This window comes from Pseudomonas sp. RW409 (genome assembly GCF_003184125.1).
GTDB classification, from domain to species: Bacteria; Pseudomonadota; Gammaproteobacteria; order Pseudomonadales; family Pseudomonadaceae; genus Aquipseudomonas; species Aquipseudomonas chlororaphis_I.
Map to the genome: position 1 here is coordinate 380,735 of NZ_QHHP01000004.1, position 13,588 is coordinate 394,322.

A 13,588-nucleotide genomic window follows, 5' to 3' on the forward strand; every position below is an offset into this window, starting at 1 on the left:
CGCTCCTACAGGGGCTGGCAGTGTAGAAGCCGCTAGGTTTCTGCTTCATTGCTTGTCCCTCGGCTTGATCAGACGATAAAGGAACCAGTCCTTTACAGTAGACAGGCCGAAGATTGCGAAGAACGAGACGATGTAGAGGATGAAGTAAGCGAATTCTGCCCAGCTACCTCGCTGGGCGTGTAGCCAGCCGTCAAGCCAATACACCAGCACTGCGAATGCGCCAAAAACCAAAAAAGCAAGTGTCCAGGCGTGCTTTTCATGTGCCGCATAAATCTTGCGTTCTGTTTCGTTCAATATCAGCCCTCCTTGCAACTTCCTTTCAGTTGTACTCGTCGCCAACCGGATAGCGGCTGGCGTTGAGGCTTTCCTTGATCTTGCGCAGGTGCGGCTGGAAGTCCACGCCGCGGCGCAGGGTCATGCCGGTGGCGAGGACGTCGAGCACGGTGAGCTGGATGATCCGCGAGGTCATCGGCATGTAGATGTCGGTGTCTTCCGGCAGCGGGATGTTCAGGCTCAGGGTGCTGGCCTTGGCCAATGGCGAACCGGCGGCGGTCAGGCCGAGTACCGAGGCGCCGTTTTCCCGGGCGATGCGCGCCACTTCCACCAGCTCGCGGGTGCGCCCGGTGTAGGAGATGATCACGAACAGCTCGCCGGTGTGCGCCACCGAGGCGATCATCCGCTGCATCAGCACATCGGCGTGGGCGGTCACCGCCAGGTTGAAGCGGAAGAACTTGTGCTGGGCATCGAGGGCTACCGGGGCCGAGGCGCCGAGGCCGAAGAAGTGGATCTGCCGGGCCTGGATCAACAGGTCGACGGCGCGGCTGATCAGGTTCGGGTCCAGGGCCTGGCAGGCGCTGTCCAGCGAGGCGATGGCGCTGCCGAAGATTTTCTGGGTGTAGGCTTCGGGGTTGTCGTCGGCTTCCACTGCGCGGCTGACGTAGGCCGCGCCGCTGGCCAGGCTCTGGGCCAGTTGCAGCTTGAGTTCGGGGTAGCCGCTGACACCGAACGAGCGGCAGAAACGGTTGACCGTCGGCTCGCTGACCGAAGCGGCCTGGGCGAGGGCGGCAATACTGAAGCGGGTCGCCTGCTGTGGGTTGAGCAGGATGACTTCGGCGACTTTACGTTCCGCCTTGTTCAATTCTTCAAGGCGATTCTGGATCTGTTCCAGAAGATTTCGCACGCGGTCCATTAGGGTTTTCCTGGTTCGGCAATGCAAAGGAAGCCGGTCTTAACCGGTCTTTGGCGGTGGCCTATCCTACTGATGGCTCCGACGGACCACCACTTCGAATCTGTATTTTGCTAAAATGTTGTGGTTATTACTACATTTTCCCTTGAGTGATGCCTTGAAAAAAGGTATTTGTAGCTTAACTTGATAAAAGAACAAACATCATGCCTTCGATAACGGTTGAACCGTGCACCTTCGCCTTGTTCGGCGCGCTGGGCGATCTGGCGCTTCGCAAATTGTTTCCTGCCCTGTACCAGCTCGATGGCGCCGGCCTGCTGCATGACGACACGCGCATTCTGGCCCTGGCCCGCGAGCCGGGCAGCGATCAGCAGCACCTGTCTTTCATTGAAGCGCAATTGCGCAAGTATGTAGGTGCCAAGGAGATCGACGCGGCAGTGCTGGAGCGCTTCCTGGCGCGCCTGACCTACCTGCACGTCGACTTCCTCAAGGCCGAGGATTACCTGGCCCTGGCCGAGCTGGCCGGGCGCGAGCAACGCCTGATCGCCTATTTCGCCACGCCGGCGGCGGTGTACGGGGCGATCTGCGAGAACCTGTCGAAGGCCGGACTGGCCGAAAACACCCGCGTGGTGCTGGAAAAGCCCATCGGTTCGGACCTGGAATCGTCGCGCAAGGTCAACGACGCGGTGGCGCAGTTCTTCCCGGAGAACCGCATCTATCGCATCGACCACTACCTGGGCAAGGAGACGGTGCAGAACCTGATCGCCCTGCGTTTCGCCAACAGCCTGTTCGAGACCCAGTGGAACCAGAACTACATCTCCCATGTGGAAATCACCGTGGCCGAGAAGGTCGGGATCGAAGGCCGCTGGGGCTACTTCGACAAGGCCGGCCAGCTGCGGGACATGATCCAGAACCACCTGCTGCAACTGCTCTGCCTGATTGCCATGGACCCGCCCGCCGACCTCTCGGCCGACAGCATCCGTGACGAGAAGGTCAAGGTGCTCAAGGCCCTGGCGCCGATCAGCCCGGAAGGCCTGACCACCCAGGTGGTGCGTGGCCAGTACATCGCCGGGCACAGCGAAGGCAAGGCCGTGCCGGGGTACCTGGAGGAAGAGAATTCCAACACCCAGAGCGACACCGAAACCTTCGTTGCCCTGCGGGCCGACATCCGCAACTGGCGTTGGGCCGGGGTGCCGTTCTACCTGCGTACCGGCAAGCGCATGCCGCAGAAGCTGTCGCAGATCGTCATCCACTTCAAGGAGCCGTCGCACTACATCTTCGCCCCCGAGCAGCGCCTGCAGATCAGCAACAAGCTGATCATCCGCCTGCAGCCGGACGAAGGTATCTCCCTGCGGGTGATGACCAAGGAACAAGGCCTGGACAAGGGCATGCAACTGCGCAGCGGCCCGTTGCAGCTGAATTTTTCCGATACCTATCGCAGCGCGCGGATTCCCGATGCCTACGAGCGGTTGTTGCTGGAAGTGATGCGTGGCAATCAGAACCTGTTTGTCCGCAAAGATGAAATCGAAGCCGCGTGGAAATGGTGTGACCAGCTGATCGCCGGGTGGAAGAAATCCGGCGATGCGCCCAAGCCGTATGCGGCCGGGTCGTGGGGGCCGATGAGCTCCATCGCACTGATCACGCGGGACGGGAGGTCGTGGTATGGCGATATCTAAATTGAAACTGCCCGCGGGCGTACACGCCCACGAGTTCCATAGCCCGGCGCTGTTGGCCGAAGGCCTGGCGCTGAAGGTGGCCGGGCAACTGAGCCAGGCGATCCAGGTTCGCGGCGAAGCCACCCTGGTGGTGTCCGGCGGGCGCAGCCCAGTGGCGTTTTTCCAGCACCTGGCCAAGCAGCACCTGGACTGGTCCAAGGTCCTGGTTACCCTGGCGGACGAGCGCTGGGTACCGGTGGAGCATGCCGACAGCAACGCCGGCCTGCTCAAGCGCTACCTGCTGCAAGGGGCGGCGGCCAAGGCGAAGTTCCTCAGCCTGTACAACGCCGCGGCGAACCTTGAGCAGGCCGCGGAGCAAGCCGATCGTCTGCTGGCCGAGTTGTCGGCCATCGATGTGCTGATCCTGGGCATGGGCGACGACGGTCATACCGCCTCGCTGTTCCCCAACAGCCCGAACCTGGGCGAAGCCCTGCAGGCCGACGGTCAGCGGCGCTGCTGGCCGATGCTGGCGCCGAGCGTGCCGCATCAGCGCCTGAGCATGAGCCGCGCCTTGCTGGCTTCGGCCACCTACAGCGTGCTGTCGATTTCCGGTCAATCCAAATTGACCACCCTGAGTGCCGCACTGGCCGGTGACGATGTCGCCGCGATGCCGATTCGTGCCTTCCTGCAACCTCCGTTAGAGATTTACTGGTGCCCATGAGCCAAGGATCAGCCGCTATGACAAACCCACAACCGACCGTTTCCATGGCGGACAAAGTTGCCCTGATCGACAGCCTCTGCGCCAAGGCGCGGATTCTGCCGGTGATCACCATCGCCCGCGAACAGGACGTGCTGCCCCTGGCCGACGCCCTGGCCGCCGGTGGCCTGACCGCGCTGGAAGTGACCCTGCGTTCGCAGTTCGGCCTCAAGGCCATCCAGATCCTGCGCGAGCAGCGTCCGGAGTTGGTGACCGGCGCCGGCACCGTGCTCGATCGGCAGATGCTGGCCGCCGCCGAAGCCGCCGGTTCGCAGTTCATCGTCACCCCGGGCATTACCCGTGACCTGCTGGAAGCCAGCGTCGCCAGCCCGATCCCGCTGTTGCCGGGGATCAGCAATGCCTCCGGGATCATGGAGGGTTACAGCCTGGGCTATCGCCGCTTCAAGCTGTTCCCGGCGGAAGTCAGTGGCGGCGTGGCCGCGATCAAGGCCCTGGGCGGCCCGTTCGGCGAGGTGAAGTTCTGCCCGACCGGCGGTGTCGGCCCGGCCAATATCAAGAGCTACATGGCGTTGAAGAACGTGATGTGCGTCGGCGGTAGCTGGATGCTCGATCCCGAGTGGATCAAGAACGGCGACTGGGCGCGGATCCAGGAGTGCACGGCCGAGGCCCTGGCGCTGCTGGACTGACAGGTTTCCTGCTTTTTTCAAAGATTCGTTGGTGTGTTCTACGGCTTTACGGTGCGCTTGGTCGGTGCACCGTTTTTTTTTGCCTGGAGAAAAGTTGCCTGGCTATTGCCGGGTCTTCTGTAGGAGCGCAGCTTGCGCGCGATGACGCCGGGGCGGACAACGCGATCTGAATGGTCGCCACTGTCTGTAGCCGCTGCCGCAGGCTGCGATCGGCCGAAAGGCCGTAGCGTTCTCAGGATCGCAGAAGGTCCTTCGGACCTGTCGCAGCCTGCGGCAGCGGCTACAGGTTACTGGGCCGCCAGTTCAGTCAATGCCTCGACCAGCAGCTGGATATCCGAGGCTGGCGTGGTAAAGCCCGGAGTCACGCGGATACAGGGCCCGCAACGCGAACCGCTGCGCGCCACGGTGAACAGGTTGTATTCCTGAAGCAGCCGTTCGGCCATCGCCTGCTGGTCCGGCTGGCGGGTGAAGCGAAACGAGGTGATGCCGCAATACAGCCGTGGATCGTCCGGGGTCATGACTTCAATCCCGGGCAGCTCGCGCACCTGGCTCACCCACAGGTCGCGCAGGTAATTCAGGCGCGCGCCCTTGAGGGCCGAGCCGCCCATGCTGCGGTGTTCCTCGAACACCCGGGGCAAGGTCAGCCAGGCCGGGATGTTCGGCGTGCCATAAGGCGCCCGTGAGCGGATATCGTCCAGGGCATAACGTTGCTCGCCCATGTCCGGGTCGATATCGGCCAGGCGTTGCGGGTCGATGTAGACAAACCCCAGGCTCAGCGGTGCGCCAATCCATTTCTGCAGGTTGTAGCCGGCGAACGCCACGCCGAGTTCGCTGAGCTGGAAATCGACCTGGGCCAGGGCGTGGGCGCCGTCGAGGATGACGTCGATTCCCCGTTCGCGGGCCTCCAGGGCAATGGCCTGGACTGGCAGCACCAGCCCGGTGCGGTGGGTGACGTGGGTCAGGGCCATCAGCTTCAGCCTTGGGTAGCGCTCGAAGGCCTCGCGGTAGCTGGCCAGCAGGCTGTCGAAACTCGCCGGGTGGGCATGCTCGATTTCGATGACCTCGACCCCGCGATGGCGCGCCAGCCAGCGCATGGCGCCCTTGACGCTGTCGTATTCCAGGTCGCTGAACAGCACCTGGTCGCCCGGCTGCAGGCGGTTGTAGTTGCGGATCAGCGACTGCAATGCCTCTGAAGCACTGCGGGTGAGGGCGATGGCCAGGCGGTCGACGCCGAGCAGTTCGGCCAATTGCTGTCGAATCTGCAAATTGCCGATCTGTTCGAAATGCTGGCGCACATGCACCGAGTTGCTGCGGTTCACGAAGTCGATCTGGCGCTGGTATTCCTCGACCACGGCGCGGCTCATGCGCCCGAAATAGCCGTTTTCCAGGTTGATCGGCCCGGGTTCGACGTCATAGCGCTGGGCAATGGTCAGCCAGTAATCTTCGTCGCGGGCGAGTTGGGCATTGCTGGGCATGGCGGGCTTCTTAATGACGGGGTTTGGGTTTGCCGTGTTTGGCGCGCAGCGGGTCCAGTAGATCGGAAAGACCGTTGTGATCGATTTCTTGCATCAATGCCAACAGGCCGCCCAGCTCGCCGTGGGGAAAACCTTCGCGGGCGAACCAGTTCAGGTAGGGGCCGGGCAGGTCGGCGAGGATGCGGCCCTTGTACTTGCCGTAGGGCATTTCGCGGGTGACCAGAAGTTCAAGTTTTTCGGGATTCATGGCGGCTGTCTGTAGAGGTGACGAACACCTTGGAAAATACAGGCATTCTGCATGCAGGCCAAATGACAGATCATGCAAATAACGCGGATACAGAAAGCGGTAAAAAACTTAACTTTTTGAAAAGTAATGGAAAAATTTTCATTCCAGGGCTGGCACGCAGGGTGCAACACCTATCACAACTCCCTCAACCTGGAAGGAATGGAAAATGACTGGCATCAACAAAGAAGCGATTTCGATCCTCAACGACCTGATCGAAACCAGTAAGGACGGTCAGGAGGGGTTCAAGACCTGCGCAGAAGACATCAAGCATCCTGAGTTGAAAGCGCTGTTCGTCAAGCGCTCCGCCGATTGCGCCACCGCCGCGGCCGAATTGCAGGCCAGCGTACGTTCGTTGGGCGGCGATCCGGAAACCTCCACCAGCATCAGTGGCGACCTGCACCGCCGTTGGGTCGACCTCAAGTCCCTGGTGACCGGCAAGGATGAAGAAGCGGTGCTCAACGAGGCCGAGCGCGGTGAAGACCATGCGCTGAAAGCCTACAAAAACGCGCTGGAGAAAATCAGCAAACACAACCTGGTCGGCATCCGCGACCTGGTGGAGCGTCAGTACCATGGCGTACAGCGCAACCACGATCAGGTCAAAGCCCTGCGCAACCAGGCCCGTGCCCGTTCATAACGGGTCAAACCTGTCAAAAACGCCAGCCTGTCTGGCGTTTTTTTATGCCTGAAAATTAATACTGGACGACTGATAGTTAGCTAGCTAATAATTTGCGGGTGTCATTTCTCGCTTCAGTACATCTATCGTTGTTTTGTCCTTCCCAGGGTTCTTTCCGTGCGTATCACTTTGCAGGCGCTGTTCGCCCCCAATCTCCCGGCCGTGCAGTTCGCGATCAAGACCGTGCTCGGCGCCGGCCTGGCGCTGTGGCTGGCCATGCGCTGGGGGCTGCAGCAGCCGTCCTGGGCGCTGATGACGGCGATCATCGTCGCCCAGCCGCTGTCCGGGATGGTCCTGCAAAAGGGCATGGCACGGCTGGTGGGGACGTTGGTGGGCACCTGCATGTCGGTGCTGTTCATGGGGCTGTTCGCCCAGACGCCCTGGCTGTTCCTGCTGGCCCTGGCGCTGTGGCTGGGGCTGTGCACCGCCAGTTCGACCCTGTTGCGCAGCGCCTGGTCCTATTCGTTCGTGCTGGCCGGCTACACCGTGGCGATCATCGCCTTGCCGGCGATCTCCCACCCGTTGTCGATATTCGACCAGGCCGTGGCGCGTTGTACGGAAATTTCCCTGGGCATTATCTGCGCCACCGCCAGCAGTGCCTTGCTCTGGCCGATGCGGGTCGAGCGGCAGTTGACCGCCCAGGCGCGCAGCGCCTGGCAAAGCGGCATGCAAGCGGCGCGGGCGACCCTGGCCGGTGATGCCCAGGCGCGCAAGGGGCTGCTGGAAATCCTCGGGCGCATTGTCGCCGTGGACTCGCAGCGCGAACATGCCTGGTTCGAAGGCCCGCTGGGCCGGCAACGGGCGCGGGCGATCAGCGCCTTGAGCCAGAAGCTGCTGATGCTGCTGCGGATCTCCCGTTCGGTGCGCCGGCAATGGAAACAATTGGACCAGGCCGAGGCGGACCAGCTGGCACCCTGGATGGAACAGGTGCAGCAGGCCCTGGCGGCCATGGACAAGCCGACCTTGCAGGCGTTGCGGCCGCAGTTGCTGGACGCTTCCCACGACGCGGCCATCAGCTCGGCGCAAAGCTATTGCCTGGCCCGCTTCACCCTGTTGCTGGATACCGCCCTGGCCGCCGGCGCGGCGCTGCAGGCGGTGGAGGAGGGCACGGCGCCGGTCGAGCAGCCGGCGACCCTGAGCCCCCATCGCGATCTGTCGCTGGCGCTGTTGTTTGGCGCGCGCAGTGCCCTGGCCTTCCTCACTGTGGCCTGCTTCTGGCTGGCCACCGCCTGGCCGGCGGCCTCGGGGGCGATGCTGCTGACCTGTGTGGTGTGCGGCCTGTTCGCCAGTCGGGAAAACGGTGCGCAGATCGGCATGAGTTTCATGCGCGGCATCTTCCTGGCGATCCCGGTGGCCTTCGTGGTCGGGCAGATCCTGCTGCCGCAGTGGAGCAGTTTTGCCTTGCTGGCGATGGCCATGGGCGTGCCGCTGTTTTTCGGCGCGCTGGGCATGGCCAAACCCCAGATCGGCGCCACGGCCACCTCGTTCTGCCTGCACTTCGTGGTGCTGATTTCGCCGCAGAACCAGATGACGTTCGACGTCGCGAACTTCTTCAACAGCGCCCAGGCGATGGTGCTCGGCGTGGGCGCCGCGGTGCTGGCGTTTCAGCTGCTGATCCTGCGCGACCCGGCCTGGCATGGGCGGCGCCTGTTGGCGGCGACCCTGCAGGATCTGGTGCGCCTGACCCGGCGCAACCTGCGCGGCGCGGAAAGCTGGTTCGGCGGGCGCATGGCCGATCGCCTGCTGCAACTGGCGCGGCATTACCCGGAATTGCCGGAGCAGGCGCGCAGCCGCTGGGACGATGGCCTGCTGGGCCTGGATATCGGCGACGAACTGATGCACCTGCGCTTGAGCCTGGCGGTGGCCCAGGTGCCCGCGGATGCTTCGCAGCGACGTTATTTCGAGTATCTGGAGCAAGTGCTGGAGCGCGGGCCGGGCGCCGGTCGTGGCGACGCGCTGGCCGACGCCAGCACCGCCTTGCTCGAGGCCCTGGACAGCCAACCGCCCAGCGATGCATTGAAGCTGGCCCAGGGCGCGGTGGTGCAGTTGCAGAAGAGCTGGCGCACCTGGTGCCGGCAGCAGGAGGAAAACCATGGGGCTGCGTGAGTGGTCGCTGGGCGGAGTATTGCTCAGCCCGTTTCTGATTTATGTGGTGCTGGCACTGGTGTTGACCGGGGCGTTGCGCATGCTGTTGCGCGCAACGCCGCTGGGACGCTGGATCTGGCACGAAGCACTGTTCGATGTGGCCTTGTACGTCTGTGTCCTGACGTTGGTCACTGTCGTACTCGGACCTTTATAAGGAGTTGTTCATGCGTGCTTCCGTACGTATCGCTTTTACCCTGTGCCTGGTGGCGGCGGCGCTGTTTGCCGGCTTTCACCTGTGGCAGTACTACATGCTCACGCCCTGGACCCGGGATGCGCGGATTCGCGCCGACGTGGTGATAGTCGCCCCCGACGTCTCGGGCTGGGTGCGTGAGCTCAAGGCTCATGACAACCAGGCGGTGAAGGCCGGCGACCTGTTGCTGAGCATCGACCGCGATCGCTTCGAGGCGGCGCTGGAAAAGGCCCAGGCAGTGGTGCAGACCCGCCAGCAGCAACTCAACCTGAAAGAGCGCGAAGCCAGCCGCCGGGCCAGCCTCGGCCCGCAGGCGATCAGCGCCGAACTGCGGGAAAACGCGCAGATCAATGCCGGGGTGGCCCGTGGCGAGCTGCGCCAGGCCCAGGCCGACGCCAAGGTCGCCGAACTCAACCTGGCGCGCAGCCAGGTCCGCGCGCCGCGCAGCGGGCACATCACCAACCTGCGCCTGGCCGAAGGCAACTATGTGAATGCCGGGCAATCGGTGATGGCGCTGATCGACGATTCGACCTTCTACGTGCAGGCCTATTTCGAGGAAACCAAACTGCCGCGGATCAAGGTCGGCGACCCGGTCAAGGTGTGGCTGATGAGCGCAGGGGAAGCCTTGCAGGGGCATGTGGAAAGCATCAGCCGCGGCATCACCGACCGCAACGCCACGCCGGACGGGCAATTGCTGGCCGAGGTGGAGCCGACGTTCAACTGGGTGCGCCTGGCGCAGCGGATTCCGGTGCGCATCAGGCTCGACAAGGTGCCCGAAGGCGTCAACCTGAGCGCCGGGATGACGGCGAGCGTGCAGGTGGAGGAGGGGAGTCGCTAATCCCGCCTGTAGCCGCTGCCGAGCCTGCGAGGCTGCGATCGGTTTGGGCGGCACTCCGACGTAGCAATCGCAAGCCTCGAGTCCCGGATCTGCCCGGGAAACGCAGTGGCTGATTTTGCGATTGCTACGCAATCGATCGCAGGCTGCGCCAGCGGCTACAGGGCGGCTTAGCCGATATTGATGGCCGGCAAGGTCGGCAGGGTAACGGTCTGTTGTTTGCGCGGGGCGAGGATTTCGGCTTCGCCGTCCACCACCAGCTCATCGCGCTGGTTGAACACACGGGTGGCGATACGCACACGGAACTTCGGCAGTTTTTCGAGGATCTCCAGGCGCACGGTCAGGGTGTCGCCGATCTTCACCGGCTTCTGGAAGCTCATCTTCTGGCCGATATAGATGGTGCCCGGCCCAGGCAGCTCGCAGGCCACCGCGGCGCTGATCAGCGCACCGCTGAACATGCCGTGGGCGATACGCTCCTTGAACATGCTGGCGGCAGCGAATTCGGCGTCCAGGTGCACCGGGTTGTGGTCGCCGGACATGGCGGCGAACAGTTGGATGTCACGCTCTTCCACGTGCTTGCTGTAGCTGGCGGTCTGGCCGACTTCGAGGGCTTCGTACGGGGTGTTGGTAACTTGGGTCATCTCTCTCAAGTCCTGTGCTGAGCGTTGATTGGCGTATTGATTGGAAACAGGGTCATTCAGTCTTCGGCGGTCGGCGATGCTGCAGGGCCTGGTCGAGCCAGGCCAGTACATCGGCCGTCACTTCGTCGCGGTTGCTTTCATTGAATAGTTCGTGCCGCGCCTGCGGGTAGATATTGAGCTGCAGGCACTGGCTGCCGGCCTCGCGCAAAGCACCGGCCAGATCCTTCAGACGTATGCCATTGCTCACCGGATCACATTCTCCGCCCAGTATCAGCAATGGCAGGCCCGGATCGATCTGGGCCAGGTTGGAGGCCTTGCTGATTTGCTGCAGGCCGCCCAGCAGGTCGATCCACAGCTGATTGCTGCAGCGAAAGCCGCAGAGCGGGTCCTGGGCGTATTTGTCGACTTCGTCGGGGTCGCGGCTGAGCCAGTCGAAGGCCGTGCGGTTGGGCTTGAAGGCTTTGTTGAACGAGCCGAAGGACAGCCATTCGATCAACGCGCTGCGGCCCAGGGCGCCCTGGCGCCAGCGTTCGAAGCGGGCGATCTGGCGGGCGGCGCGGTACAGCGCCACCGGCTGGAAATTCGAGCCGCTGAGGATGGCCCCGTACAGGCTGGCGCTGTGGTGCAGCAGGTAGGCCTGGGCGATGTAGCTGCCCATGCTGTGGCCCAGCAGCACGATCGGGGTTCCCGGGTGCTGCTGGCCGATGTGCTGGTTGAGGCTGGCCAGGTCGCCGACCACCTTGCACCAGCCGTCATCGTCGGCGAAGTGCCCGAGTACCCCGTGCTCGGCGGTCTTGCCATGGCCGCGCAGGTCCAGCGCATAGACGCCGTAGCCTTCATTGCACAGCGCCTCAGCCAGCCTGGCGTAGCGCCCGCTGTGTTCGGCCATGCCGTGGGCCAGCAGGATCACGGCCTTGAGCGGGGCCGCCGGGAGCCACTGGTTCACGTAGAGCTGGCTGTGGTCGCTCGCGGTCAGCCAGAAAGAGTGGTGGATCATGGCGATTCCTTTGCACGGGGTCGTTGCATTGTATAGCTCATCGTCGCGGCCCCGTCCGATCTGCGCGCGCCATGGCGGCAAGATTCACGTTGTCAATGACGCCGCCGCCCGTATTTGCCCTATTCGCCATAGCTGCTAACGTCCGCAGAGCCCCGCCTTTCGTAGCGTCAGAGAAGCGGTCCGGACAGCTCAGGTAAAGAGGACAAGAACAATGCAGCCTGATTTCTGGAATGACAAACGCCCGGCCGGAGTGCCCGTCGATATCGACCTGGGTGCCTATAAGTCGGTGATCGAGGTGTTCGAGCGTTCCTGCAAGAAATTCGCCGACCGCCCGGCCTTCAGCAACATGGGCGTGACCCTGACCTACGCCGAGCTGGAGCGCTACAGCGCGGCCTTTGCCGGTTATCTGCAGAGCAGCACCGACCTGGTGCCGGGCGATCGCATCGCGGTGCAGATGCCCAACGTCCTGCATTACCCGATCGCCGTGTTCGGCGCCCTGCGCGCCGGGCTGATCGTGGTCAACACCAACCCGCTGTACACCACCCGGGAAATGCGCCACCAGTTCAAGGATTCCGGGGCGCGGGCCCTGGTGTACATGAACCTGTTCGGGCAGAAGGTCGAGGAGGTGCTGCCCGAGACCGACATCCAGTTCCTGATCGAGGCGAAGATGGGCGACCTGATGCCGTCCGCCAAGGGCTGGCTGGTCAATACCCTGGTCGACAAGGTCAAGAAGATGGTGCCGGCCTATCGCTTGCCCCAGGCCGTTTCCTTCAAGAGCGCGTTGCGCCTGGGCCGTGGCCAGCCGATCAAGCCTTTGAACGCCCGCCTGGACGACGTCGCCGTGCTGCAATACACCGGCGGCACCACGGGGCTGGCCAAGGGCGCGATGCTGACCCACGGCAACCTGGTGGCCAACATGCAGCAGGCCCGTGCCTGCCTCGGGCAACTGGGGCCGGACGGCCACCCGCTGCTGCGCGAGGGCCAGGAGGTGATGATCGCGCCGCTGCCGCTGTACCACATCTATGCCTTCACCGCGAACTGCATGTGCATGATGGTCACCGGCAACCACAACGTGCTGATCACCAACCCGCGGGACATCGGCGGTTTCATCAAGGAGCTGAAAAAGTGGCGCTTCTCGGCGCTGCTGGGGCTGAACACGCTGTTCATGGCGCTGATGGATCATCCCGAGTTCAAGACCCTCGACTTCTCCAATCTCAAGCTCACCAACTCCGGGGGCACGGCGCTGGTCAAGGCCACCGCCGAGCGCTGGGCACAGTTGACCGGCTGCCGCATCACCGAAGGCTACGGCCTGACCGAAACCTCGCCCGTGGCCTGCACCAACCCTTACGGCGACCAGTCGCGCCTGGGCACGGTGGGACTGCCGGTGCCGGGCACGACCCTCAAGGTCATTGATGACCAGGGCGTCGAGCAGCCGCTGGGTGAGCGCGGCGAGCTGTGCATCAAGGGGCCGCAGATCATGAAGGGCTACTGGCAGAAGCCGGAAGCCACCGAGGAGGTGCTGGATGCCGAGGGCTGGTTCAAGTCCGGCGATATCGCAGTGATCGATCCGGATGGCTTCGTGCGCATCGTCGATCGCAAGAAGGACATGATCATCGTCTCGGGTTTCAACGTGTACCCCAACGAAATCGAGGACGTGGTGATGGCCCATCCGAAAGTCGCCAACTGTGCGGTGATCGGTGTGCCGGACGAGCGTTCGGGGGAGGCGGTGAAGCTGTTCGTGGTGGCCCGCGAGTCGGGGGTCAGCCTCGAAGAGCTGAAGGCCTACTGCAAGGAAAACTTCACTGGCTACAAGGTGCCGAAGCACATCGTGTTGCGTGAGTCGTTGCCGATGACGCCGGTAGGCAAGATCCTGCGTCGGGAGCTGCGCGACATCGCCTGATGTTTCACCGGATGTAACAGTCCCGCGCCAGGGCGCGACCGTCGCGAGCAAGCCTCGCTTTTACCGGAACCCAGGGTTTCTGTAGGAGCGAAGCTTGCTCGCGATGCTTTTTGGGGGGCGCAAAAGCCCGTTCCAGAGCCCTGCATGGTTGTATAGAATTTTTACTCTAAAAATGACTATTTAATATTCTTGAGTCACTAAAGT

At 63.0% G+C, this 13,588-nt stretch carries 14 protein-coding genes; 8 read left to right on the plus strand and 6 right to left on the minus strand.

Annotated features, from left to right (window positions below; translation table 11 throughout):
* Nucleotides 1-45: 45 nt before the first annotated feature.
* Nucleotides 46-294 carry a hypothetical protein gene (locus DK261_RS04260; RefSeq protein ID WP_063432756.1) on the minus strand — a complete coding sequence of 83 codons (249 nt, stop codon included), beginning with the start codon at nucleotides 292-294 and terminating at the stop codon, nucleotides 46-48.
* A gap of 25 nt (nucleotides 295-319) precedes the next feature.
* Nucleotides 320-1,180 (minus strand): MurR/RpiR family transcriptional regulator, encoded by an 861-nt coding sequence (locus tag DK261_RS04265; RefSeq protein ID WP_169914959.1) that lies wholly within the window; start codon nucleotides 1,178-1,180, stop codon nucleotides 320-322.
* A gap of 209 nt (nucleotides 1,181-1,389) precedes the next feature.
* Here DK261_RS04265 and zwf point away from each other — a divergent pair, with 209 nt between their 5' ends.
* From zwf to DK261_RS04280, 3 genes are read left to right on the plus strand one after another with little or no spacing between them, the layout of a single operon-like run.
* Nucleotides 1,390-2,859 (plus strand): glucose-6-phosphate dehydrogenase, encoded by a 1,470-nt coding sequence (zwf, locus tag DK261_RS04270; RefSeq protein ID WP_009050401.1) that lies wholly within the window; start codon nucleotides 1,390-1,392, stop codon nucleotides 2,857-2,859.
* Nucleotides 2,846-3,559 carry a 6-phosphogluconolactonase gene (gene pgl, locus DK261_RS04275; RefSeq protein WP_110175325.1) on the plus strand — a complete coding sequence of 238 codons (714 nt, stop codon included), beginning with the start codon at nucleotides 2,846-2,848 and terminating at the stop codon, nucleotides 3,557-3,559. Before zwf ends, pgl begins: the two co-directional genes overlap by 14 nt.
* A 17-nt stretch (nucleotides 3,560-3,576) precedes the next feature.
* Nucleotides 3,577-4,242 (plus strand): bifunctional 4-hydroxy-2-oxoglutarate aldolase/2-dehydro-3-deoxy-phosphogluconate aldolase, encoded by a 666-nt coding sequence (locus tag DK261_RS04280; protein ID WP_023966782.1) that lies wholly within the window; start codon nucleotides 3,577-3,579, stop codon nucleotides 4,240-4,242.
* Nucleotides 4,243-4,529: 287 nt separating this feature from the next.
* Here the strand turns inward: DK261_RS04280 and DK261_RS04285 are convergent, their stop codons facing one another.
* The gene (locus DK261_RS04285; RefSeq protein WP_110175326.1) at nucleotides 4,530-5,717 is read right to left on the minus strand and encodes an aminotransferase class V-fold PLP-dependent enzyme; all 1,188 of its coding nucleotides are present in this window, start codon (nucleotides 5,715-5,717) and stop codon (nucleotides 4,530-4,532) included.
* Between the two features lie 10 nt (nucleotides 5,718-5,727).
* Nucleotides 5,728-5,964, minus strand: coding sequence for a DUF3820 family protein (locus DK261_RS04290; protein ID WP_007925076.1), 237 nt, complete (start codon nucleotides 5,962-5,964; stop codon nucleotides 5,728-5,730).
* A gap of 205 nt (nucleotides 5,965-6,169) precedes the next feature.
* Here DK261_RS04290 and DK261_RS04295 point away from each other — a divergent pair, with 205 nt between their 5' ends.
* The 4 genes from DK261_RS04295 to DK261_RS04310 all read left to right on the plus strand — a co-directional run bounded on the left by DK261_RS04295 (nucleotide 6,170) and on the right by DK261_RS04310 (nucleotide 9,849).
* A complete protein-coding gene (locus DK261_RS04295; RefSeq protein ID WP_016703860.1) occupies nucleotides 6,170-6,637 on the plus strand; it encodes a PA2169 family four-helix-bundle protein in 468 nt (155 codons plus the stop codon).
* 156 nt (nucleotides 6,638-6,793) lie between these two features.
* Nucleotides 6,794-8,782: an FUSC family protein gene (locus tag DK261_RS04300; RefSeq protein WP_110175327.1), complete on the plus strand. Its 1,989-nt coding sequence runs from the start codon at nucleotides 6,794-6,796 to the stop codon at nucleotides 8,780-8,782.
* Nucleotides 8,769-8,975 (plus strand): DUF1656 domain-containing protein, encoded by a 207-nt coding sequence (locus DK261_RS04305; RefSeq protein WP_023966774.1) that lies wholly within the window; start codon nucleotides 8,769-8,771, stop codon nucleotides 8,973-8,975. The genes DK261_RS04300 and DK261_RS04305 overlap by 14 nt, the downstream gene beginning before the upstream one ends.
* A gap of 10 nt (nucleotides 8,976-8,985) precedes the next feature.
* On the plus strand, nucleotides 8,986-9,849 hold the full coding sequence (locus DK261_RS04310) for an HlyD family secretion protein (RefSeq protein ID WP_016703861.1): 864 nt from the start codon (nucleotides 8,986-8,988) through the stop codon (nucleotides 9,847-9,849).
* Nucleotides 9,850-10,016: 167 nt separating this feature from the next.
* On the opposite strand, the gene DK261_RS04315 is transcribed toward DK261_RS04310, so the two are convergent.
* Nucleotides 10,017-10,487, minus strand: a complete 471-nt coding sequence (locus DK261_RS04315) for a MaoC family dehydratase (protein ID WP_009050394.1) — start codon at nucleotides 10,485-10,487, stop codon at nucleotides 10,017-10,019.
* Nucleotides 10,488-10,539: 52 nt separating this feature from the next.
* Nucleotides 10,540-11,484 (minus strand): alpha/beta hydrolase, encoded by a 945-nt coding sequence (locus DK261_RS04320; protein WP_016703862.1) that lies wholly within the window; start codon nucleotides 11,482-11,484, stop codon nucleotides 10,540-10,542.
* A 211-nt stretch (nucleotides 11,485-11,695) separates the two neighbouring features.
* Here DK261_RS04320 and fadD2 point away from each other — a divergent pair, with 211 nt between their 5' ends.
* A complete protein-coding gene (gene fadD2 / locus DK261_RS04325) occupies nucleotides 11,696-13,384 on the plus strand; it encodes a long-chain-fatty-acid--CoA ligase FadD2 (RefSeq protein ID WP_110175328.1) in 1,689 nt (562 codons plus the stop codon).
* The last annotated feature ends 204 nt before the right edge of the window (nucleotides 13,385-13,588 follow it).

Coding starts and splice junctions, on each gene's coding strand:
- zwf (WP_009050401.1), top strand. CDS start 1,390: ATGCCTTCGATAACGGTTGAACCGTGCACCTTCGCCTTGTTCGGCGCG.
- pgl (WP_110175325.1), top strand. CDS start 2,846: ATGGCGATATCTAAATTGAAACTGCCCGCGGGCGTACACGCCCACGAG.
- DK261_RS04280 (WP_023966782.1), top strand. CDS start 3,577: ATGACAAACCCACAACCGACCGTTTCCATGGCGGACAAAGTTGCCCTG.
- DK261_RS04285 (WP_110175326.1), bottom strand. CDS start 5,717: ATGCCCAGCAATGCCCAACTCGCCCGCGACGAAGATTACTGGCTGACC.
- DK261_RS04290 (WP_007925076.1), bottom strand. CDS start 5,964: ATGAATCCCGAAAAACTTGAACTTCTGGTCACCCGCGAAATGCCCTAC.
- DK261_RS04295 (WP_016703860.1), top strand. CDS start 6,170: ATGACTGGCATCAACAAAGAAGCGATTTCGATCCTCAACGACCTGATC.
- DK261_RS04305 (WP_023966774.1), top strand. CDS start 8,769: ATGGGGCTGCGTGAGTGGTCGCTGGGCGGAGTATTGCTCAGCCCGTTT.
- DK261_RS04310 (WP_016703861.1), top strand. CDS start 8,986: ATGCGTGCTTCCGTACGTATCGCTTTTACCCTGTGCCTGGTGGCGGCG.
- DK261_RS04315 (WP_009050394.1), bottom strand. CDS start 10,487: ATGACCCAAGTTACCAACACCCCGTACGAAGCCCTCGAAGTCGGCCAG.
- DK261_RS04320 (WP_016703862.1), bottom strand. CDS start 11,484: ATGATCCACCACTCTTTCTGGCTGACCGCGAGCGACCACAGCCAGCTC.
- fadD2 (WP_110175328.1), top strand. CDS start 11,696: ATGCAGCCTGATTTCTGGAATGACAAACGCCCGGCCGGAGTGCCCGTC.